Origin of the sequence: Bacillus cereus group sp. BfR-BA-01523, assembly GCF_022662615.1 — a bacterium.
Classification (GTDB): domain Bacteria; phylum Bacillota; class Bacilli; order Bacillales; family Bacillaceae_G; genus Bacillus_A; species Bacillus_A mycoides.
In genome coordinates this window covers 60,512-81,243 of the sequence record NZ_JAKUDX010000013.1, presented here as the reverse complement: position 1 = coordinate 81,243, position 20,732 = coordinate 60,512, and the positions used below count along the sequence as shown (strand labels likewise).

Sequence of the window (20,732 nt, the reverse complement as noted above, 5' to 3'; positions counted from 1 at the left end):
AAAGGGGGATGTCGTATGCAAGAGCGATATTCAAGACAAATGTTATTTTCTGGTGTTGGGGAAGAAGGGCAACGGAAAATAAGAGGGAAGCATGTGCTCGTTATCGGTGCTGGTGCACTCGGAGCAGCGAATGCAGAAGCAATTGTTAGAGCAGGTGTTGGAAAAATAACAATTGCGGATCGTGATTATGTAGAATGGAGTAATTTACAAAGGCAACAATTATATACAGAAGAAGATGCAAAGCATTATAAACCGAAAGCAATAGCGGCAGCAGAACATTTAAAGGCAATTAATTCCGAAGTAGAAATTGTACCGGTTGTGACTGATGTAACGGTGCAAGAAATGGAAGAATTAATTAAAGGTGTAGATTTAATATTAGATGCGACAGATAATTTTGAAACGCGCCTTCTTATTAATGATATATCGCAGATGTATAACGTTCCGTGGATATACGGAGGATGCGTTGGAAGCTACGGAGTAACTTATACAATCTTGCCAGGAAAAACGCCGTGTTTTCGATGTTTAATGGAGCATCCAGCGAGCGGAGCGACATGTGATACGGCCGGTATTATACAGCCAGCAGTGCAATTAGTAGTTGCACATCAAATAACGGAAGCCTTGAAAATATTAGTAGAAGATTTTGAGGCACTTCGTGAAACGATGCTATCATTTGATCTTTGGAATAATCAGCAGATGGCATTTAAAGTGAATAGGCAGAAAAAGGATACATGTTTATCTTGTGGAAAGTTACGTACATATCCGAGTTTAACATTTGAAGCACAAACGAAAACAGAAGTATTATGTGGGCGAAATACAGTTCAAATCCGTCCAGGTGTGCGTCAGGGGTTTAATTTAGAAGAAATTAAAAAGCGCTTACAAAAAAGTGTGGATGTAAAAGCAACGCCGTATTTATTATCATTTCCAGTGGAAGAATATCGTTTTGTTTTATTTACAGATGGCAGGGCGTTTATTCATGGTACGAATGATATGAATGTTGCGAAACGACTATATGCAAGATATATAGGTTGAACCTAAAGGGGAGTCCTTTAGGTTCAAATGGAGAAGGTAGGATTAAGAATTTCTAATATAATCTCCATTTTTTCCGCCCGTTTTTTCAAGTAAGTACGTTTCGCCAATAATCATACCCTTATCAACGGCTTTACACATGTCATATACAGTAAGAGCGGTAGCGGAAGCAGCTGTTAAAGCTTCCATCTCAACGCCGGTACTACCTTCTGTTTTAACTTTTACTTCAATAAGTAGCCGATATTGTTCTTCTGACTGTTTCCAATCGAAAGAGACATCAACACCTTTTAATAATAAAGGATGGCACATTGGGATAATATCAGAAGTACGTTTTGCAGCCATAATACCTGCGATTTGTGCGACGGCTAATACGTCACCTTTACCAATTTCGTTGCGTGAGATTTTATCAAAAATTTCTTTTGTAACGAGAATGCTAGAGCATGCTATTGCTGTTCGAACGGTTATTTTTTTGTCACTTATATCAACCATTTTAGCGCGCCCTTGGTCGTTGAAATGTGTGAATGAAGACATGGAATTCCTCCTTGAAGTAATTGCGATTTAATATATAAAGTGTAATCGAGATTAGATATTTTGCAAATATGAGGTGAGAAACAATGGTAGAAAAACGAATCCCGATTCAAGTTGCTGAGGCTGTAGAGCGGGTTATGAAATATGCTAAGCATGGTGAAGTAGAAGAAGTTTCTATTACAGAAAGTTATGGTAGGACTCTTGGAGAGGATGTTGTCTCAGATCACGACGTTCCTCACTTTGATCGTTCTCCTTACGATGGTTTCGCAATTCGAGCAGAAGACACGAAGGAAGCGAGTCAAGAGCATCCGATTGAATTTGAAGTAATAGGGGAAATCGGAGCAGGATCTGTTTTTACAGAAGAAGTAGGGGCTTTTCAGGCGGTTCGTATTATGACAGGAGCAGCTATTCCAGAAGATTGCAATGCAGTCGTAATGCTAGAACTGACGGAAGGATTCGAGAGGAACGAAAGTACATATATGAAGTTAAAACGTCCTTTCCAAAACGGTGACAATGTGTCATTTAAAGGAGAAGATATAAAACAAAATCAAGTCCTCGTTAAGAAAGGTGTTGTAATCAATCCAGGTGTTGCCGCATTATTAGCGACGTTTGGATATAGCACTGTGAAAGTTGTAAAACAGCCTGTTGTCGGTATTGTAACGACAGGAAGTGAATTACTAGAAGTGCATGAGGCGTTAGAGCCAGGGAAAATTAGAAATAGTAACTCTTACATGATTGCCGCTCAAATTATGAAAGCTGGCGGGAAAGTGCGTTACTATGGGCAACTTGCCGATGAGTTAGATGCATGTTTTACAGCTGTTAAATCAGCGATGGATGAGGTTGATATTTTAATTACAACGGGCGGTGTTTCAGTAGGGGATTACGACCATTTGCCAGCTATTTATGAAAGGTTACAGGCGAATGTACTCTTTAATAAAATAGCGATGAGACCGGGGAGTGTAACGACAGTAGCTGAAGTTGATGGAAAGCTACTCTTTGGTTTATCAGGTAATCCATCAGCTTGTTATGTAGGTTTCGAATTATTTGTACATCCAATTATGAAAACGTATTTGCATGTGAAGGAGCCTCACGTATATAGAACTGATGCTATTTTACAAAAAGATTTTCCGAAACCAAATCCGTTTACTCGTTTTGTAAGAGCGAAAGCGAGTATTGTTAATGGGGCACTACAAGCGATGCCAGTCGGTTTAGATAAATCGAGTGCGGTCTCTTCACTTGCGGATGCAAATGCTTTTATCGTGCTGCCTGGAGGAACGAGAGGATTTGAAGCAGGAATGAAAGTGTCTGTATTATTGTTAGAATGCTCTGAGGGAAGTGATTGGCCGTGGACAAAGCCTCTTCAATCTTACAAATAGTAGGGTATCAAAATAGCGGGAAAACAACACTTGTAGAGAAGATGGTGCATGCATTAACTGAAAGAGAAATGAAGGTTGCTACAATTAAACATCATGGTCACGGGGGCTTTCCTGAAGTAGCGCAAAAAGATAGTGAAAGACACAGAAAAGCTGGTGCTGTAGTAAGTAGTGTAGAAGGTGCTGGATTACTATCTTTGTCCTCTTTGCGAGATGAATGGTCCTTGCAAGAAATTATCCGCTTGTACGAATTTTTTGAAGTAGATACGATTTTAATAGAGGGCTATAAAGCTGAGAACTATCCGAAAGTAGTGTTACTTCGTTCTGCGGAAGACGCTGAACTTTTACATAAAGTAGAAAATATAGCGGCAGTTATTACGTGGTATGATGCTTCGTCAAATGTACGAGAAGAATATAAAGTATTTCATATAACAGAAGAAAAATTGTATATAGACTGGTTTTTACAAACGGCTAGGGGTGCAAAATGATAAATACGTATTATGAAGTAATTGATACAGAAATCTCGATTGAAGAGGTGACAAAGAAAGTAGTTCGCCGTGAATGTGGTGCTGTTACAACATTTATCGGGACAGTTAGGGAGTTTACGAAAGGGCGTCGTACACTATACTTAGAGTATGTAGCTTATAAGACGATGGCAGAAAAGATGCTACAGAAAATTGGGTCAGAAGTGAAGGAGAAGTGGCCCGGTACACATGTTGCGATTACGCATCGCATCGGCACGCTGCAAATTTCTGATATAGCGGTTGTTGTTGCTGTATCAACGCCTCATCGTAAAGAGGCTTATGAAGCGAATGAATATATTATGGAGCGTATTAAGCAAATTGTTCCAATTTGGAAAAAGGAGTTTTGGGAAGATGGTGACTCATGGATTGGTGACCAATTAGAAAAAACACCATATCCAGCAGGAGAGCCTGGGAAGGAGTTATAAATATGATTCGAGTATTGTTATTTGCGAACTTGCAAGAAGAAGCAGGAACGAGTGAATTACAAATAGAGAAAGAAAATATTACTGTTGCAGAGTTAAAAGATATTGTTGCGAAAGAATATAATGTACCAGTGTCAGCACCAATTATGGTTGCGATTAATGAAGAGTACGCAAATGAAGATGACACGATACACACTGGTGATGTAGTTGCACTAATACCACCAGTGAGTGGTGGTTAATATTGGATTTATGCTATAAAAAACGACTTTCCTAAATAGGGAAAGTCGTTTTTTTATGGCATTTTGGAGAACACTATCTTATAGGAAAAGGAGGAAGTTATGAAAAAGATATGTGTAATGATTGCAATGATATGTCCTGTTTTTTTCTTTTCTCCAAGCAATTCTTTGGCAAAAGAATCGACGGAACAGCTTTTAGAAAGTGCGTTACTGAATCGATATTACTCGGTTATAAGGCAAGTGACAGAAGATCAATATGAATGTGACTCAGTTACAAATATAAAGCGTCTAGGCAAGAAAAATGAGTTTGTTCCTAGGTTTGAAGTTACGATACAATTTCTTACATTTCAAGGGGCACATAATCCGCCGAATGATAAAGTTACACTTACTTTGGAAGACAATTTAGATCACATAAAGATAAAGAAAGTGGAGCGAGAAAAGAATGTTTCTGGTGCTATTGTAGAAAAGATTTGTGCACGAAAAAACGAAAAAATAAAAGCTCACTCTAATGATTTAGAGCGATAACCTATGACATTTTGTAGAGAAAGGTAATGAGCGATGGATATACTTTTAGCGATTTTACCAGCTATATTTTGGGGGAGTATTGTGCTATTTAACGTGAAACTGGGCGGGGGACCGTATAGTCAAACGCTCGGTACAACGTTCGGTGCACTTATCTTCTCAATTGTCGTTTATATTTTTATGAAGCCGGTATTAACTCCGACCGTTATTGGAGTTGGAATTGTATCTGGCTTATTTTGGGCACTTGGTCAAGCGAATCAATTAAAAAGTATTGATTTAATGGGTGTTTCTAGAACGATGCCGATTTCAACAGGGCTTCAATTAGTCGCGACAACATTATTTGGGGTTATCGTGTTTCATGAATGGTCAACGACGATATCGGTCGTTCTTGGAGTTTTGGCGCTCGTTTGTATTATTATCGGGGTTATTTTAACATCGCTTCAAAGTAAAGAAGAAAAGAATGCAGAGCAAGCAGGAAATTTTAAAAAAGGAATTATTATTTTATTAATTTCAACAGTCGGTTATTTAGTTTACGTAGTAGTTATCCGGTTATTTAACGTGAACGGTTGGTCGGCTTTATTACCACAAGCGGTCGGTATGGTATTAGGCGGGATTTTACTCACATTTAAACATCATCCATTCAATAAATATGCGATTCGAAATATTCTTCCAGGATTGATTTGGGCAGCTGGAAATATGTTTTTATTCATTTCGCAGCCAAGAGTTGGGGTCGCAACAAGTTTTTCCCTTTCACAAATGGGAATTATTATTTCGACGCTTGGCGGGATCTTTATATTAGGTGAAAGGAAAACGAAGCGTCAATTAACTGGGATTGTTATTGGTATCGTTTTTATCATTGCAGCTGGAATTATGCTGGGGATTGCGAAAGGTTAAGGAGGTATTAAAATGTATAGCGATTTAGAAGGGAAAGTCGTCGTTATTACAGGATCAGCAACTGGTCTTGGAAGAACCATGGGAGTAAGATTTGCTAAAGAGAAGGCGAAAGTTGTTATTAACTATCGCTCAAGAGAGTCAGAAGCGAACGATGTATTAGACGAAATAAAAAAGGTAGGTGGAGAAGCGATTGCTGTAAAAGGTGATGTAACGGTCGAGGCAGATGTTGTAAATCTCATTCAATCTGCTGTGAAAGAGTTTGGTACGCTCGACGTTATGATTAATAATGCGGGGATAGAAAACGCGGTACCGTCGCATGAAATGCCGTTAGAGGATTGGAATAAAGTAATTCATACAAATTTAACAGGTGCTTTTTTAGGAAGTCGTGAAGCGATTAAATATTTTGTGGAACACGATATTAAAGGTTCGGTTATTAATATGTCTAGTGTTCATGAGAAAATCCCGTGGCCATTATTTGTGCATTATGCGGCTAGTAAGGGGGGGATTAAGCTTATGACAGAAACGTTAGCGTTAGAATATGCACCAAAAGGTATTCGGGTAAATAATATTGGGCCTGGTGCAATTAATACGCCAATTAATGCTGAAAAATTTGCTGACCCGAAAAAACGTGACGACGTAGAAAGTATGATTCCAATGGGTTACATTGGAAAACCTGAAGAAATCGCAGCAGTAGCGACGTGGCTTGCTTCAGCAGAGGCAAGTTACGTAACTGGAATTACGTTATTTGCAGATGGTGGAATGACTTTATACCCATCGTTTCAAGCGGGGCGTGGGTAATATGAAAGGCCAAAGAGATTTAACTCTTTGGCCTTTTTTACGCAAAAAAAAATAGCGGTCGGCTATTTTTAAAATTAATGATTGATTGTATCTTGAAGAAATTCTGTTGCTTGATGTTCTGAAACATTCTGTACGAGCGCAACTTCACTAATAAACATTTTACGCGCATTATCTAGCATTTGTTTTTCGCTCGCATTTAATGCTCTTTCTTTATTGCGACGAAGTAAATCACGAACAACTTCTGCACTATCTTGAAGATTGCCGTTCTTCATTTTTTCCATATTCATTGTATATCTTTGTTTCCAAGAGAGTGAGGGGTCTGATTCCCCATGATGAAATTCAAGAAGTATACCATCTAACGTACCTTTATCGACGATATAACGTATACCTGATTTTTGTAATTGATTCATCGGAAGCATTACTTGCATATCTTTACTAATGATGCGTATAACACAATATTGACGCGTAGTGCCTAATATTTCTTTCTCTTCAATTGCTTCGATGATTCCTGCACCGTGCATTGGATAAACGATTTTATCACCAATTTGAAACAAATCATCCACCTCCGTATGTGGTAACTACTTTTAATGATAACATACTAGGATAAAAATGTCAAATTTTATATAATATCACATCTGATATGCTGTAGTCAATATATAAAAGTCGTTTTTCTGTTTGTTTTTTTGCTCTTATAAGTTGAATAAATAGGGGGAATTTTTTTAGAAAAATAGTACAGGCGCAGAAAGAGAGCATATCCACTTATTTTTAAGCATAAAATATAAAATCGCTAATACAATATACCTAAATCCGTTCTTTGCAAGGGAGGGATAGAAGGTGGGGCGCACAATTAGAATTGATATTACAAATAAAGTTGTAGCTAAATTTAGGCAAGATTATTTGGAATTATATACGAGTAAGTTTATGATAGGTAAGTTTTATGTCTATACTGAAGATAAACAATATGTGTTAGAAGACGGATATATATATGAAGATGGAAAGTTTTATCGCATCATAGATACGCACCGTGGCAATAAACAAGCGGCGGAGGGCTGCGATCTAGGATGGTGTTAACATGATTCGTGTGAAAGTGTTTGATGAAAGTCATGAAAAGGACTTAGAAGACGCTGTAAATGTATTTTTGAAAAAAATTGATGATGGAAATTTTGTAGATATAAAGTATCAAGTTGGTGTTTCAATTAACGATGATGAAAATCAAATTTATTGTTTTTCAGCGATGATTGTTTATAAAGCATAAAAAAGAGCTGGGGAGCCAGCTCTTTTTTATGCTTTACGTTGGGACAACATGTGTCGGTAAAATATTCATAATAGATTGTGTTGCGCCTGTTTTCTTTTCCGTTAAAAGAACTTTTCCTGTTTCATGATCCTGAGCATCAGTGCACATACCGAGGTGATAACGATCACCTAAAAATGGATCAATATAAAAACCGTTTTTGAAAACTTTATCATTCGGGTGTTTTTCATGGTGAATTTCAGAACAGTTAATGCAATAGAACATAGCTTTCATCTCCTTTTTATTTTTGTTTAAAAAAGTGGGTCGGTAGTCATTTCGCTCCTAAGGAAATGTTGAGGAGAAGAGAAATAACTACCTACCCAAATGGCGGGCATACTCCTTCTGATCTTTACATATCTCGCGTATTGTCCCCGAGGGAAGGAGGAGAGACGAAGTACAGATGAGATAAGTTAGGCGCTTCTCTCAATAGGAGTGATAGGGTTCATGTTGAGGGAATTTTCTATTTTTTATTGCCTTTGTGAGTATATTATGAAGGAATGGTGAGAGGGTGTTTGTCCTGTTGAAAAAATGTTGAGAATTTCTCAACAGTGAAAAAGAGTCTTTCTTGACATGAAACCAAAAAGTGTTATATTGTTAACATGAAACTAAAAGGTGTTATATTTTAATGCCGAATAAAGGAGATATAAAATGGAACAACAAAATACATTAAATGATATTAAACAAACAATCGTTTTTAACGCGCCTATTCAAAAAGTATGGAATGTAGTATCGACTGCAGAAGGAATTGCGTCATGGTTTATGCCAAATGATTTCGAATTGGCGGTAGGACATGAGTTTCATGTGCAATCACCTTTCGGACCATCACCATGTAAAGTGTTAGAGATTGATGAGCCGAATTATTTATCTTTCTCATGGGACACAGATGGCTGGGTTGTTTCATTTAATTTGAAAGACCTAGGAGATAATAAAACAGAATTTACGTTAATTCACGGCGGCTGGAAACATCCTGATGAAATCCTTCCGAAAGCGAATGCGAAGAGCTCTATTATTCGCGATAGAATGAATGGTGGCTGGGTAGCGATTGTAAATGAAAAACTGAAAAAGGTTGTCGAAGGTTAAATGTCCTCATCAGCAGCGAAATATGATGTGTTTCAAGCAATTGCTGATCCAACCCGCCGAGAAGTGTTACGGTTATTAAGTGATAAAGAGTTACCAATTTCAAAAATAACGGATCATTTTCCGATGAGCCGTACTGCAGTTGTAAAGCACCTTCATATTCTTTCAGAAGCGAATTTAGTGAGTGGAAGAAAGAGTGGAAGAGAGAAGATATATCGTTTGCATCCAGAACCATTAGAGGAATTACAGCAGTGGCTCTCGTACTATGAACGATTTTGGGATAATAAATTGTCCGTGCTTAAACATATTGTGGAGAATGAAGAGTAGATTTTATGCAAAAAGGATGACCAAAATGGTCATCCTTTTTTTATTGTTCACTTGTTTGTTTAGCTGGCTTTAATAGGATCCAAGCGATAATTAATGTGAATACCGCTAATACGAAAGTGCTCATATAAATGACGTGTACACTTGATGCTAATGCGGATTGTGACTCGGTTGCTACGTTTGCTGTAGCCCCTCCATGTCCGCCAGAAGAAACAAGATCAAGGTTTTTAATGCCACGTGCATGAATCATCGTATTGAAGATCGTTCCGAAGATTGCAGCTCCTAGTGTTTGACTAAATGTATTAATAAATGTATTTAAACCAACTGCCGTTCCGCGCGTATGGGCCGGTACAGCTGCTTGAATTGTTACCATGTAAATTGGTGTAACAAGCCCCATTCCTAAGCCGAATAATCCGACTGCAACATAAATAAGGAATGATGGTGAATCTGTTGATAATGTAAATAATAAGAAAGTAGCAACTGATAAAATGCTAGCTCCAAGTAAAATAATTTGTTTCGTTTGTAACTTGCCAACTAAGTTGCCGGAGAACATAGCACCGAATGTCCACATAACAGGAATCGGCATTAAAATGAGTCCAGCCTCTGTCGCATTTTTTCCTAAAACACCTTGGCTCCAAATTGGAAGATACACTGTAATACTAATAATCATTGCGCCAGCAATAAGTGTTAGTATGTTTATTGTAGATAATGTACGATTAGAGAAAAGTGCTAGCGGAATTAATGGTTCCGGAGACTTTTTCTCGATGTATAAGAAAATAATGAATGAAACAGCGGCGAAGATTAATAGGCCGATAATTGAAATGTCTCCCCAGTTTTGCTTACTGCTACCTGTTAATAATGCGTATAGTAAAGCAATTGTACTTAATGAGAAAACTGTCGCACCAAGATAGTCGATATGTTGCTTAGCGGCGGACTTAACAGATTCCTTATAAGAAGTGGCAAACATTAAGCAAGCGATAATTCCAAAAGGAACGTTTAAGAAGAAAATATAGCGCCAAGAAAGAGAATCAACTAAAAATCCACCTACTAACGGCCCAATAACACCAGATACACCCCAAACGGCACTCATCCAGCCTTGTGCTTTCGCGCGGTCTTTAGCTTCGCTATATAGATCTCCAATAATCGTCATTGTGATCGGCATAACAGCACCAGCCCCTATACCTTGAAGAGCACGGAAGAAGATTAATTGTTCCATTGATGTAACGACTCCGCAAAGTGTAGAACCGATTAAGAAGATTGTTGCTCCGATGAGCAGAACTTTTTTACGGCCGAATAAATCAGCTAGCTTTCCGTATATTGGAGTCGAAACAGCTGTTGCAAGCATATAGATTGCATATACCCAACTAACAAGTTCGACACCTGACAAATCACTCGTTATACGAGGGATCGCTGTACTAACAATCGTTCCTTCTACCGCAGAAAGAAACGTCATTAGCATTAAAGACATCATGACTTTTTTTCTCATTTGTTTTCCCCTTACCCTTTTTCGAATATTCAACAATATAAAATATAAAGGTACTAAGGTATATAAAGCAACAAAAAAGCAATGGGAAGTTAGGAGGAAGGGATATTTTTGAAGAAACGGTCGATATATTTAAAGTATCGCCAATATAATTTCGTGTACTGCTTTGCTATTTCAACATACTAAAAAAAGAAACAGGAGTCCCTGTTTCTTTTTTTAGTATTGCATTTTCGCATTTTGTCCTGCTGTTGTTCCGGCAATTCGGCCAGTAACAAGGGCAGATGTAATGTTATAGCCGCCAGTATAACCGTGAATATCAAGTACTTCTCCGCAGAAGTACAAACCATTCGTGAATTTCGAAGCCATTTCTTTCGGGTTAATTTCTTTAACGGATACCCCTCCGCCAGTAACGAATGCTTTTTCAATTGACTGCGTACCATTTACATGGACGGTAAATTCTTTAAAGTCTTTCACAAGTGCGCGAATCTTCTCATGAGAAACTTGTCCAGCTTGTTCGCTACCGTCAATTTCATTTTTTTCTAATAAGAATAGGAAGTAACGTTCAGGAACATAGCCTTTTAAAACGTTTTTAATTCCTTTTTTCGGATCTTCTTTCATTTGTTTCAGCATGCGCTGGAACAGTTGCTCACTATTTTCTTCTGGCAATGCATCGATACTCATGTGCACTGTGTTCGTTTTAAACTTTTTCATCGCTTTCACAACGAATTGGCTACAGCGAAGAGCAGCAGGACCAGATAGACCGAAGTGAGTGAAAAGCATGTCCATTTTATGAGAAATGATAACTTTTCCTTTCGGGTTTAATACACTTAAGTTTACATCTCGTAAAGCAAGACCTTGTAATGTGCGGTCACGAATAAACGGTTCGTTTGAAAGAATTGGTACTTCTGTTGGGAAAAGTTCTGTAATTGTATGCCCAGCTTTTTCAGCCCAAGCGTATCCGTCTCCAGTAGAACCAGTTTGAGGAACAGATTTTCCGCCAACAGCGATAACGACGTGATTCGTTTCTAACACTTCACCTGTTTGCAGAATAACAGCCTTCGTTTGACCGTTTTCATACTCAATCGTTTCGACAGGCGTATTCGTACGTATTTTCACACCTAAGTCTTTTAATCGTGTTAACAGTGCATCTACAACAGATTGCGCTTTATTTGATACTGGGAACATGCGGCCATGATCCTCTTCTTTCAGTTGTACACCGAGATTTTCGAAGAATGTAATAATATCTTCATTACTGAAAATAGAAAAAGCACTGTATAAGAAGCGACCATTTCCAGGTATATGTTTAACGATTTCATCAAGTGGTAGACGGTTCGTTACGTTACAACGACCACCACCAGAAATCGCAAGTTTACGTCCTAGTTTATTTCCTTTATCAAGAAGTAAGACGCTTGCGCCTTCTTCAGCAGCACCGATTGCAGCCATTAGCCCTGAAGGACCGCCGCCGATGACAATAACATCATAATGCATAATATATCGACCTCATTTTCTACATTTCCTGCCTAAAAGAATAGCATGTTTTCCCTTAAAAGAAAAATAGAGTGAAGTACTGCTTAAGAGGAGAATTGTGGTACAATACAAAAGTTAGAGTTCAGCATTATCCTGCTATTTATGGGCAATAAGACTACTACCTTAAGATTTATGAGAAGTAAAGAGGGAGTTAAAAAGGTCCGTAAATGCTCGAATGATTAGTAGGAGGGGAGTCTCCCACTAATTATAGTTTCACTTTATTGTAGATGTAGGAGGATTTTCGTATGTCCGATTCAAAATTTCTGCGCGGAACGCTTATTGTGACGTTAGGGACATTTTTAGTAAAGTTCTTAGGCATGATTTACGTTTTTCCGTTTCATGCATTAGTAGGCACAGAAGGCGGAACGCTCTATACATATGGATACATTCCATATACGATATTTTTAAGTATCGCAACGGCAGGAGTGCCGCTTGCTGTTTCTAAGTTTGTTTCCAAATATAATGCACTTGGAGATTATAAAACGAGCCGGAGAATGTTCCGCTCGGGAATGGTTATGATGATAGTAACAGGAGTTCTTTCCTTCTTAGTACTGTACATGACCGCACCATTATTTGCAGAAGCAATGCTTGGTAAACAAAGTTTACAAAATAAGGTAGAAGAAGTTACGACGATTATTCGCCTCGTAAGTTTTGCGCTTATTGTTGTGCCGGCAGCAAGTTTGATTCGTGGTTATTTCCAAGGCCACCAATCGATGGGACCGACTACGGTTTCACAAATTATTGAGCAAATTATTCGTATCGTCTTTTTATTAGCGGGTAGTTTCATCGTTATTAAAGTACTTGGCGGTACAGTAGCAACGGCAGTTGGGGTTGCGACATTCGCTGCGTTCGTTTCAGCAGTTGGAGCACTTGGCGTATTAATTTGGTACTGGTTAAAACGTAAAAAATATTTGGATCAATATTTAATTGAGCAAACTGTACCAGAATCGACGGTAAGTACCGCTCAATTGTTTAAAGAGTTGTTTGCATATGCAATCCCTTACGTTGTAATTGGATTAACAATTCCTTTATATCAACAAATTGATACATTGACATTTAACTCTATTATGCAGGCGATTGGTCAAGGAGATATCGCAGAGCGAGCACTCGGTATTTTCACGATGTGGACGCATAAATTAATTATGATTCCAGTATCACTTGCAACAGCGTTTAGTTTAACGCTCGTGCCAGCGATTACAAAGTCGTTTACTGAAAAGCAATACCGTTATTTGAAATTACAAATTACACAAACATTCCAGGCGAATATGTTTTTAACATTGCCAGCAGTTGTAGGTATTTCTACACTTGCATATCCGATTTACACTGCTTTCTACGATTCAGACCCACTAGGTGGACAAGTATTAATGTGGTATGCGCCAGTTGCATTGTTATTCGCTTTATTCACAGTAACAGCAGCAATTCTGCAAGGGATTAACCAGCAGAAACATGCGATTGTTGCGCTTGTGATGGGTGTTATTTTGAAATTTGCATGTAACGTAATCTTTATTCGTTATTTCGGTACAGTTGGGGCGATTTTGGCTACTGCAGTCGGCTTCTTAGCTTCCGTATGGTATACGAATAGACAAATTAAAAAACACGCACACTATTCATTTGGTGTTGTATATAAGAGAACATTCCAAATTGCAGTCTTAACACTTGTAATGGTTATTGCTGTAAAACTATCACAATGGCTTCTATCCTTCATGATTTCGCCTGATGGCCGTATTGGTGCTCTTATTACAGTTGCGATTTGTGCAGGTATTGGTGGTCTTGTTTACGGATTGTTAGCGATTCGCACAGGAGTACTAGAAAGAGTATTTGGCGGAGAAGCTTTAGAGAAAATCCAGCGTAAACTTGGTAGTAGATTCAAAATAAAGTTGAAATCAAAAGGGGCGTAAATACGTCCCCTTTTCTATGATAAATAAAGAAGGTGAAGAACATGAGATTAGATAAATTATTAGCGAATATGGGACACGGAAGTAGAAAAGAAGTAAAGAAATTACTGAAAGACGGCGTTGTGAAGATTGATGGAACGCCAGTGAAAGATGCGAAGTTTCATGTGAATGTAGAAGAGCAAGAGGTTATGATTCACGGTGAAGTTGTGGAATATAAAGAGTTTGTTTATTTAATGATGCATAAACCACAAGGTGTTATTTCAGCGACAGAAGATGATAACCACGAAACAGTAATAGATTTATTAGAATTAGAAGATGCGATTTTCGATCCATTCCCTGTTGGAAGGCTCGATATTGATACAGAAGGTTTCTTATTAATCACAAATGATGGGAAGTTAACGCATCAACTATTATCTCCGAAAAAGCATGTGCCGAAAAAATATTATGCACACATTTCAGGTGTTGTAACGGAAGAGGATGTAATAGAATTCGCTAAAGGTGTTATTTTAGAAGATGGCTATGAAACGAAGCCAGGCGAACTTACAATTTTAAAAAGTGATGATATTTCTGAGATTGAACTCGTTATTACAGAAGGAAAATTCCATCAAGTGAAGCGTATGTTTGAAGCGGTAGGGAAAAAAGTAGTTTATTTAAAGAGAACAGAGATGGGACCTTTAATGTTAGATGAAGAGTTAGAACTTGGGCAATATCGTGAATTAACAGATGAAGAAGTAGAAATGTTAAAGACGTATCAAGTAGATAACGAAAAGTAACGCCAATTTCAGAGCATAGAAAAGACCCCTTTCTAATGAGTTAGAAAGGGGTATGTATTTATTTACATACAATTATTTTTTATTATGAGGTCATTCTCACTTTCTTTCCTGTCGTTGTCCACTTGCCGCGGCAAGGGCTATACACGAGTTCATTAAACTGCAACACATTTAGATCACGTTGTATTGTTCGCGGTGTGATCCCGAACTCATCTACAAGGTCTTTCGTTGTTACCGTACCGTTTTCATTGATGTACATATAAATCGATTTAATGCGTGTTAGCATACGAGTAGTTGTAGGTTTCAAGAGAAAACCGCTCCTCTACTAGTTTTTTTGACCCCATTCAGGAAAGAAGGTCGTTACTACCATTGTACTCTACATGATAAAATTCATGCTTTAACTTACTTAAATTTTACAAAAGTTTAACAAATATTCATATAGAAAAATATTGGTAGTTGACATTGTATGTCTGGTCAGTCAACTAACTCATAAATTTCTACGTAAAACGCCAAATTCCTGCAAATTTTTTTAAAAAAATAAAAGAAAAACTAATAAGAAATATCTGAAATATTACAATTGTCCGTTATTAGGTTTTCATGTATGGCATAAGAGATTTTCGTTTGCTATGATGAAAGAGACAATATAGTGAAGGATGGATGCGTGATGTCGACGATTAATTGGACAGAAGAAGTTACAAAACGAAAAGATGATTTAATTCGTGATACACAAAAATTTTTACAAATTAAAAGTGTATGGGAAGAAGAATCTGCGAAAGAGGGCGCACCATTTGGTGAAGGTGTAGAAAAAGCCTTATCTTTCATGTTACATAAAGGAGAAGCAGAAGGTTTCTGTTCTAAAAATTTAGAAGGATATGCAGGTCATCTTGAAATGGGACAAGGAGAAGAATTAGTAGGTATTCTTTGTCACGTTGATGTTGTACCAGAAGGAGATGGCTGGACAACTCCTGCGTATAGTGCGGATATTCGCGACGGGAAGATTTTTGCACGCGGTGCAATTGATGATAAAGGGCCGACGATGGCAGCTTATTATGCGATGAAAATCGTTAAAGAATTGGGCTTACCTCTTTCAAAACGTGTTCGTATGATTTTAGGAACAGATGAGGAAAGTAATTGGAAGTGTGTAGATCATTATTTTAAAAATGAAGAAATGCCAACAATCGGTTTTGCGCCGGATGCAGATTTTCCGATTATTAATGCGGAAAAAGGAATTTCTGACATACAAGTTGTGCAAAGTGGTGGCGAAGAGAAAGAAGGCACATTTAAGCTTATTTCATTTGAGTCAGGTCGTCGTTTAAATATGGTTCCTGATTTTGCAGAAGCAGTTATTACAGGAGAAGATGTAAATACACTTACAGTAGCATATGAAGAGTATTTACAAACTGCTAAAAAAATAGGTAAAGCAATTGTAGAAGGAAAGACGGTGACGTTGCAAATCAAAGGGGTTTCAGCTCACGGATCTACTCCGGAAAAGGGAGAAAATGCAGGTTTATTATTGGTAAACTTCTTAACGAAAGTTTCTCTTGATGGAAAAGGGGCTTCATTTGCCTCGTTTGTAACAGAAACATTTACAGGTGATATTATGGGAGAAAAAGCTGGTATTTCTTATAAAGACGATATTAGCGGGCCGTTAACAGTGAATGTTGGTCGCCTGTCTTACTCGCAAGAAAACGGTGGTAATTTAGGATTAAATGTACGCTATCCAGTTACAACTAACTTTGAAGAAACGATTGCAAAGTTAAAAGAATATGTTGGTACTCATGGATTTGAAGTAGCGGATTATTCTAACTCTCGCCCGCATCACGTTGACAAAGATCATACGTTAATTCGTACTTTACAACGTGTATATGAAGAACAAACTGGTGAAAAAGCTGAATTGTTAGCAATTGGCGGTGGTACTTATGCTCGTTCATTGAAAGCTGGCGTTGCATTTGGCCCGTTATTCCCAGGAAAAGAAGAACTTGCGCATCAAAAAGACGAGTACATTGAAATTGAAGATTTATTAAAAGCGACAGCGATTTACGCTCAAGCAATTCATGAATTAGCGAAATAAAAGATATTTAAATAATGACCGCTCTCTACTTTAGAGGGCGGATTCTTTTTAGCTGAATGAGATAAGGAAGAAAAGCAACAATAACATAAAGGAGACGATGTAGATGGTGCCGCATTATTTTGTCGCAGTAACTTTACCACGTCATATAAAAGAAATTCTTTCTAATTATAAAGAGGAAATGAAGGATGAATTACCATTTCGCTCGTGGGTACATGAAGAAGACTATCATATTACCCTTTCATTTTTAGGAAGTGCGACAGAGGAACAGTTAGAAGGAATAAAGAATGGATTACAAACACTTACAAAAAAAACGGAATTATCGTTTACGTTAAAAGGACTTTCTACATTCGGACAGGTGGACCAGCCGCGTATATTTTGGGCGGGGATAAGTGATAATCAAGATTTGTTTAGTTTACAAAAGCAAGTGCATACAATTTGTGAAGAAAATGGCTTCTCTCTAGATACACGTCCTTATCATCCACATATTACTGTTGCGCGTAAATGGGTAGGAGAAAAAGTGTTTGATCTGACAAATGTAAAAGAGTTACCTGTAACATCATTTCAAGCAGATACGATTACTTTGTATGAATCTCACGTTAAGGAAACGCCGAAGTATAAATCGATTACTGAAATAAAACTACAAAAATAGAATGTATGAAAACGTTTTTTATACAGGTGAATATACTATAGGGAATAATGTGTTACTGTATAGAGCTTCGCTGATAAGAAAACCCTTATCACTTGTAGCTCGTTTCATTTTAACTTTAAGAATGATGGTGATTTTTTATGTTGAAAGTAAAACGTCCATTTGATGCCTATTTAGATGAAATGAATAAAATTACAATTTTGCTCCCGCATGCGTATGGAACAAGCCGGACATTTCGTTTACAAGAAGGAAGCAATGTGAAAGAGTTACCGATTGTTCATACTATTGCTCTTCCAGATGCAACGAAGTATGAATGTTTTATAGAAGAGCCGATAGATGTGGGGAAGTATTATACAGTACGGGATGAACGGAATGAAGAAACAGATTTACAAATAGGCGCTGTGATTCGAACAGTAGTTTTCGATGAAAAATATTATTACGAAGGTACCGACTTAGGTGCTGTGTATACAAAAGAAGAAACAATATTTAAAGTATGGGCTCCGACTGCAAGGCTTGCGAAAGTACGGATTTATAAAAGTGATAAAGAATATATTGATTATGAAATGTACAGAGAAGAAAACGGAGTGTGGATTCATACATTACAAGGTGATCATGATGGAGCACGATATACATTCCTTGTTTGTATTAATTTAATATGGAACGAAGCGGTTGACCCTTATGCAAAGTCTGCGACGATAAATGGAAAATACGGCGTCGTTATCGATTTGGAAAAAACGAATGTGACAAAACGAGTAGAATTATCACCATTACAGTCAATGACAGATGCCATATTGTATGAACTGCATATTCGTGACGCTACTATTCACCCAAACAGTGGGGTGAATAAGAAAGGGACATATAAAGGGCTAATGGAAGAGGAGACAGTAGGGCGAAATGGGACATTAACAGGATTGTCTCATATAAAGGATTTAGGCGTTACACATGTTGAACTATTACCTTTACATTGTTTTGGTGGTATAGATGAAGTGAATCCTGCTTCCGCATATAATTGGGGCTACAATCCGTTATATTACAATATACCAACAGGATTTTATGTTACAAACCTTTCTGATCCATATAACAGGATAGTAGAGTGTAAACAACTAATTGAAACATTTCATGATCACGGCATCAGGGTGATTATAGATGTTGTATATAATCATGTTTATGAAAGAGAATTATCATCATTTGAGAAGCTTGTCCCGGGATATTATTTTCGTCATGGGGAAGACGGTATGCCTTCTAATGGGACGGGAGTTGGAAATGATATAGCATCTGAACGGAAAATGATGAGGAAATTTATTATAGAATCTGTTTTATATTGGCTTACTGAATACAATGTTGATGGATTCCGATTTGATTTAATGGGAATTTTAGATGTTGAAACGATGAATGAATTAGAAAAAGAAGTACGAAAAATAAAGCAGGATGCGCTGTTATTAGGTGAAGGATGGGATTTGCAAACACCGCTTCCTCTTGAAGAGAAAGCGACGTTAAATAATGCGAATAAAATGCCATGTATCGCACAGTTTAATGATCAATTTCGTGATGGAATAAAAGGAAGTACTTTTAATATAAATAAACGTGGCTTTGCATTTGGTGGGCATGTAGACTGTAATCATTTGCAGTATATAGTAGCTGGTAGCCTTTTAAGTATGAAAGAAACAGGATTGTTCCTAGAGCCAGTACAAAGCATCAACTATGTAGAATGTCATGACAATATGACGATGTGGGATAAACTAGTGCAAAGTAATCCAGAATCAGAAGAAATTTTGAAAAGGCGCCATCGTTTAGCAACTGCAATGGTTATTCTTTCACAAGGGATTCCTTTCTTACATGCGGGGCAAGAGTTTTATCGTACGAAGCAAGGGAATGAAAATAGTTATAATGCAAATGATGAAATTAATCAATTAGATTGGGATCAAAAAGAGAAAGAGATGGAGACCGTTAACTATATAAAAGGGTTAATTGCGATTCGCAAAGGGCACGGGGCATTCCGATTACAAAATGTAGACCTTATAAAAAAGCATATGACTTTTTTGCAAACGTCTACAGAAGTACTGGCATACCACCTAGAGCATGTAGAATTATTTGGACCGTGGAAAGAGATTGTAGTTTTATTTAATAGCGGTTTGGAAGCTAAAACGGTGCAGCTTCCAAAAGAAGAAACGTGGCATGTGTTAGTAAACGAAAAGCAAGCGAAAATAGAGCCAATTTCTTCATTTAGAGGAAAGGAACTTCAATTGGCTCCAATTAGCACGTATATATTGACGATAATGTGACAAATCGCTACTTGACGATGAGAATGTAATAAATGTAGAATTGACAAAGGTGACGATTTTCATAAGTTGTCATTCTATGATTGATTTTGTAAAATAAACTAGAAGAACAGGTGATTTATCCTGTTTTCGGCTTATGCCAAGTTTTTTCATTCAAATACAGTAAAATATATGAATCCACAACATGTGTAGAAATGTTGCGGTTTTTCTTTTCATAACTATAAAAGATAAGGATTTGTTAACGGGTAATGAATATGGAATGGTTGGAACAATTATTAGGAAAAGAGTGGAGTCTTATACCGGCTGGTGGAGTAACGGGCGATGCATATATTGCGCAAAACGGACAACAAAAGTTATTTTTAAAGCGGAATACATCGCCCTTTTTAGCGGTATTGTCAGCAGAAGGAATTGTTCCAAAATTACTTTGGACAAGAAGGGTAACGAACGGTGATGTAATTTCTGCTCAAAAATGGCTTCCGGGACAGAAGTTAGAGCCAGAGGATATGAAACTAGAACGTGTTGCGAAACTTTTGAAGAAAATACACTCCTCTAAAGCGCTTGTGCAGATGATTCAAAGGCTAGGAAAGCAGCCGCTTCATGCGCAAGAGTTATTACAACAATTACAGCTCGTTTTAAGAGGAGATATAAGAGTTGATGAAACAATTCAGCAAGGTCTTCAATATTTAACGGAGTCATTAAAAGATATTGAGTACAATGAATTCGTTGTATGCCATTGTGATGTAAACCATAACAATTGGATATTGTCGGACGAAGATGAATTGTTTTTAATTGATTGGGATGGGGCTGTTATTGCTGACCCAGCTTTAGATCTTGGTATGTTATTATATTGGTATGTTCCGCGCCATGAATGGAGTGAATGGCTCGGATATTATGAGATTGAACTAGATGAATCATTGCTTAGGCGTATGAGATGGTATGTGATAGCACAAACGATTTTATCTATGCAATGGCACACAACAAAAAAGCAGCAAGCAGAAGCTAAATATTGGCATCAATATTTACAGCAACTACTTGCTTCAGAATAA

The 20,732-nt window shown here is 37.5% G+C and carries 24 protein-coding genes; 18 read left to right on the top strand and 6 right to left on the bottom strand.

The genetic code is table 11. The features are described from left to right. Nucleotides 1–15: 15 nt before the first annotated feature. On the top strand, nucleotides 16–1,029 hold the full coding sequence (locus MR066_RS23240; RefSeq protein ID WP_002067678.1) for a molybdopterin-synthase adenylyltransferase MoeB: 1,014 nt from the start codon (nucleotides 16–18) through the stop codon (nucleotides 1,027–1,029). Nucleotides 1,030–1,071: 42 nt separating this feature from the next. Here MR066_RS23240 and moaC read toward each other — a convergent pair whose 3' ends face one another. Continuing rightward, the gene (gene moaC / locus MR066_RS23235) at nucleotides 1,072–1,557 is read right to left on the bottom strand and encodes a cyclic pyranopterin monophosphate synthase MoaC (RefSeq protein ID WP_002129484.1); all 486 of its coding nucleotides are present in this window, start codon (nucleotides 1,555–1,557) and stop codon (nucleotides 1,072–1,074) included. 83 nt (nucleotides 1,558–1,640) lie between these two features. Here moaC and MR066_RS23230 point away from each other — a divergent pair, with 83 nt between their 5' ends. From MR066_RS23230 to MR066_RS23200, 7 genes are all read left to right on the top strand, one after another. Then, on the top strand, nucleotides 1,641–2,930 hold the full coding sequence (locus tag MR066_RS23230; RefSeq protein ID WP_242248657.1) for a molybdopterin molybdotransferase MoeA: 1,290 nt from the start codon (nucleotides 1,641–1,643) through the stop codon (nucleotides 2,928–2,930). After that, a complete protein-coding gene (gene mobB, locus MR066_RS23225; RefSeq protein ID WP_002164943.1) occupies nucleotides 2,894–3,415 on the top strand; it encodes a molybdopterin-guanine dinucleotide biosynthesis protein B in 522 nt (173 codons plus the stop codon). Before MR066_RS23230 ends, mobB begins: the two co-directional genes overlap by 37 nt. Then, nucleotides 3,412–3,876, top strand: coding sequence for a molybdopterin synthase catalytic subunit MoaE (moaE, locus tag MR066_RS23220; protein ID WP_002129479.1), 465 nt, complete (start codon nucleotides 3,412–3,414; stop codon nucleotides 3,874–3,876). Before mobB ends, moaE begins: the two co-directional genes overlap by 4 nt. A 2-nt stretch (nucleotides 3,877–3,878) precedes the next feature. Then, nucleotides 3,879–4,112: a molybdopterin converting factor subunit 1 gene (moaD, locus tag MR066_RS23215; protein ID WP_002089064.1), complete on the top strand. Its 234-nt coding sequence runs from the start codon at nucleotides 3,879–3,881 to the stop codon at nucleotides 4,110–4,112. A gap of 99 nt (nucleotides 4,113–4,211) precedes the next feature. After that, the gene (locus tag MR066_RS23210; protein ID WP_242248655.1) at nucleotides 4,212–4,634 is read left to right on the top strand and encodes a DUF3888 domain-containing protein; all 423 of its coding nucleotides are present in this window, start codon (nucleotides 4,212–4,214) and stop codon (nucleotides 4,632–4,634) included. A gap of 33 nt (nucleotides 4,635–4,667) precedes the next feature. Beyond that, nucleotides 4,668–5,525: a glucose uptake protein GlcU gene (glcU, locus tag MR066_RS23205; RefSeq protein WP_219301222.1), complete on the top strand. Its 858-nt coding sequence runs from the start codon at nucleotides 4,668–4,670 to the stop codon at nucleotides 5,523–5,525. A gap of 12 nt (nucleotides 5,526–5,537) precedes the next feature. After that, nucleotides 5,538–6,323, top strand: coding sequence for a glucose 1-dehydrogenase (locus tag MR066_RS23200; protein WP_242248653.1), 786 nt, complete (start codon nucleotides 5,538–5,540; stop codon nucleotides 6,321–6,323). Nucleotides 6,324–6,397: 74 nt separating this feature from the next. Here MR066_RS23200 and MR066_RS23195 read toward each other — a convergent pair whose 3' ends face one another. Beyond that, a complete protein-coding gene (locus MR066_RS23195) occupies nucleotides 6,398–6,877 on the bottom strand; it encodes a CarD family transcriptional regulator (RefSeq protein WP_242248652.1) in 480 nt (159 codons plus the stop codon). A 280-nt stretch (nucleotides 6,878–7,157) separates the two neighbouring features. Here MR066_RS23195 and MR066_RS23190 point away from each other — a divergent pair, with 280 nt between their 5' ends. Together MR066_RS23190 and MR066_RS23185 are read left to right on the top strand one after the other, a co-directional pair. Continuing rightward, on the top strand, nucleotides 7,158–7,394 hold the full coding sequence (locus MR066_RS23190) for a DUF2553 family protein (RefSeq protein ID WP_002089059.1): 237 nt from the start codon (nucleotides 7,158–7,160) through the stop codon (nucleotides 7,392–7,394). A 1-nt stretch (nucleotide 7,395) separates the two neighbouring features. Beyond that, nucleotides 7,396–7,578: a sporulation protein Cse60 gene (locus tag MR066_RS23185; protein ID WP_000621746.1), complete on the top strand. Its 183-nt coding sequence runs from the start codon at nucleotides 7,396–7,398 to the stop codon at nucleotides 7,576–7,578. 33 nt (nucleotides 7,579–7,611) lie between these two features. On the opposite strand, the gene MR066_RS23180 is transcribed toward MR066_RS23185, so the two are convergent. After that, complete coding sequence (locus MR066_RS23180) at nucleotides 7,612–7,839, bottom strand: DUF3973 domain-containing protein (protein WP_002138690.1); 228 nt, start codon at nucleotides 7,837–7,839, stop codon at nucleotides 7,612–7,614. Between the two features lie 423 nt (nucleotides 7,840–8,262). On the opposite strand from MR066_RS23180, the gene MR066_RS23175 reads away from it, so the two are divergent. After that, nucleotides 8,263–8,694 (top strand): SRPBCC family protein, encoded by a 432-nt coding sequence (locus tag MR066_RS23175; RefSeq protein WP_002015664.1) that lies wholly within the window; start codon nucleotides 8,263–8,265, stop codon nucleotides 8,692–8,694. After that, nucleotides 8,695–9,018, top strand: a complete 324-nt coding sequence (locus MR066_RS23170; RefSeq protein WP_002015665.1) for an ArsR/SmtB family transcription factor — start codon at nucleotides 8,695–8,697, stop codon at nucleotides 9,016–9,018. A gap of 40 nt (nucleotides 9,019–9,058) precedes the next feature. Here the strand turns inward: MR066_RS23170 and MR066_RS23165 are convergent, their stop codons facing one another. Next, nucleotides 9,059–10,501, bottom strand: a complete 1,443-nt coding sequence (locus MR066_RS23165; protein ID WP_242248650.1) for an MDR family MFS transporter — start codon at nucleotides 10,499–10,501, stop codon at nucleotides 9,059–9,061. Between the two features lie 213 nt (nucleotides 10,502–10,714). After that, the gene (locus MR066_RS23160; RefSeq protein WP_002034390.1) at nucleotides 10,715–11,986 is read right to left on the bottom strand and encodes a BaiN/RdsA family NAD(P)/FAD-dependent oxidoreductase; all 1,272 of its coding nucleotides are present in this window, start codon (nucleotides 11,984–11,986) and stop codon (nucleotides 10,715–10,717) included. 284 nt (nucleotides 11,987–12,270) lie between these two features. Between MR066_RS23160 and MR066_RS23155 the strand changes: the two genes are divergently transcribed. Both MR066_RS23155 and MR066_RS23150 read left to right on the top strand, forming a co-directional pair. Beyond that, on the top strand, nucleotides 12,271–13,923 hold the full coding sequence (locus MR066_RS23155) for a putative polysaccharide biosynthesis protein (RefSeq protein ID WP_002034389.1): 1,653 nt from the start codon (nucleotides 12,271–12,273) through the stop codon (nucleotides 13,921–13,923). A 41-nt stretch (nucleotides 13,924–13,964) separates the two neighbouring features. Next, on the top strand, nucleotides 13,965–14,693 hold the full coding sequence (locus MR066_RS23150; RefSeq protein WP_002034388.1) for a pseudouridine synthase: 729 nt from the start codon (nucleotides 13,965–13,967) through the stop codon (nucleotides 14,691–14,693). An 82-nt stretch (nucleotides 14,694–14,775) separates the two neighbouring features. On the opposite strand, the gene MR066_RS23145 is transcribed toward MR066_RS23150, so the two are convergent. Next, complete coding sequence (locus MR066_RS23145) at nucleotides 14,776–14,997, bottom strand: DeoR family transcriptional regulator (RefSeq protein WP_000805512.1); 222 nt, start codon at nucleotides 14,995–14,997, stop codon at nucleotides 14,776–14,778. 357 nt (nucleotides 14,998–15,354) lie between these two features. Here MR066_RS23145 and pepV point away from each other — a divergent pair, with 357 nt between their 5' ends. The 4 genes from pepV (at nucleotide 15,355) to MR066_RS23125 (ending at nucleotide 20,732) form a co-directional block, all read left to right on the top strand. Beyond that, the gene (gene pepV, locus MR066_RS23140) at nucleotides 15,355–16,761 is read left to right on the top strand and encodes a dipeptidase PepV (protein WP_242248649.1); all 1,407 of its coding nucleotides are present in this window, start codon (nucleotides 15,355–15,357) and stop codon (nucleotides 16,759–16,761) included. Nucleotides 16,762–16,864: 103 nt separating this feature from the next. Further along, the gene (thpR, locus tag MR066_RS23135) at nucleotides 16,865–17,410 is read left to right on the top strand and encodes an RNA 2',3'-cyclic phosphodiesterase (protein ID WP_242248647.1); all 546 of its coding nucleotides are present in this window, start codon (nucleotides 16,865–16,867) and stop codon (nucleotides 17,408–17,410) included. A 137-nt stretch (nucleotides 17,411–17,547) separates the two neighbouring features. Then, on the top strand, nucleotides 17,548–19,689 hold the full coding sequence (gene pulA, locus MR066_RS23130; RefSeq protein ID WP_227494618.1) for a type I pullulanase: 2,142 nt from the start codon (nucleotides 17,548–17,550) through the stop codon (nucleotides 19,687–19,689). A 245-nt stretch (nucleotides 19,690–19,934) separates the two neighbouring features. Continuing rightward, the gene (locus tag MR066_RS23125; RefSeq protein ID WP_002034382.1) at nucleotides 19,935–20,732 is read left to right on the top strand and encodes a phosphotransferase family protein; all 798 of its coding nucleotides are present in this window, start codon (nucleotides 19,935–19,937) and stop codon (nucleotides 20,730–20,732) included.

Coding starts and splice junctions, on each gene's coding strand:
- MR066_RS23240 (WP_002067678.1), top strand. CDS start 16: ATGCAAGAGCGATATTCAAGACAAATGTTATTTTCTGGTGTTGGGGAA.
- moaC (WP_002129484.1), bottom strand. CDS start 1,557: ATGTCTTCATTCACACATTTCAACGACCAAGGGCGCGCTAAAATGGTT.
- MR066_RS23230 (WP_242248657.1), top strand. CDS start 1,641: ATGGTAGAAAAACGAATCCCGATTCAAGTTGCTGAGGCTGTAGAGCGG.
- moaE (WP_002129479.1), top strand. CDS start 3,412: ATGATAAATACGTATTATGAAGTAATTGATACAGAAATCTCGATTGAA.
- moaD (WP_002089064.1), top strand. CDS start 3,879: ATGATTCGAGTATTGTTATTTGCGAACTTGCAAGAAGAAGCAGGAACG.
- MR066_RS23210 (WP_242248655.1), top strand. CDS start 4,212: ATGAAAAAGATATGTGTAATGATTGCAATGATATGTCCTGTTTTTTTC.
- glcU (WP_219301222.1), top strand. CDS start 4,668: ATGGATATACTTTTAGCGATTTTACCAGCTATATTTTGGGGGAGTATT.
- MR066_RS23200 (WP_242248653.1), top strand. CDS start 5,538: ATGTATAGCGATTTAGAAGGGAAAGTCGTCGTTATTACAGGATCAGCA.
- MR066_RS23185 (WP_000621746.1), top strand. CDS start 7,396: ATGATTCGTGTGAAAGTGTTTGATGAAAGTCATGAAAAGGACTTAGAA.
- MR066_RS23180 (WP_002138690.1), bottom strand. CDS start 7,839: ATGTTCTATTGCATTAACTGTTCTGAAATTCACCATGAAAAACACCCG.
- MR066_RS23175 (WP_002015664.1), top strand. CDS start 8,263: ATGGAACAACAAAATACATTAAATGATATTAAACAAACAATCGTTTTT.
- MR066_RS23170 (WP_002015665.1), top strand. CDS start 8,695: ATGTCCTCATCAGCAGCGAAATATGATGTGTTTCAAGCAATTGCTGAT.
- MR066_RS23165 (WP_242248650.1), bottom strand. CDS start 10,501: ATGAGAAAAAAAGTCATGATGTCTTTAATGCTAATGACGTTTCTTTCT.
- MR066_RS23160 (WP_002034390.1), bottom strand. CDS start 11,986: ATGCATTATGATGTTATTGTCATCGGCGGCGGTCCTTCAGGGCTAATG.
- MR066_RS23155 (WP_002034389.1), top strand. CDS start 12,271: ATGTCCGATTCAAAATTTCTGCGCGGAACGCTTATTGTGACGTTAGGG.
- MR066_RS23150 (WP_002034388.1), top strand. CDS start 13,965: ATGAGATTAGATAAATTATTAGCGAATATGGGACACGGAAGTAGAAAA.
- pepV (WP_242248649.1), top strand. CDS start 15,355: ATGTCGACGATTAATTGGACAGAAGAAGTTACAAAACGAAAAGATGAT.
- thpR (WP_242248647.1), top strand. CDS start 16,865: ATGGTGCCGCATTATTTTGTCGCAGTAACTTTACCACGTCATATAAAA.
- pulA (WP_227494618.1), top strand. CDS start 17,548: ATGTTGAAAGTAAAACGTCCATTTGATGCCTATTTAGATGAAATGAAT.
- MR066_RS23125 (WP_002034382.1), top strand. CDS start 19,935: ATGAATATGGAATGGTTGGAACAATTATTAGGAAAAGAGTGGAGTCTT.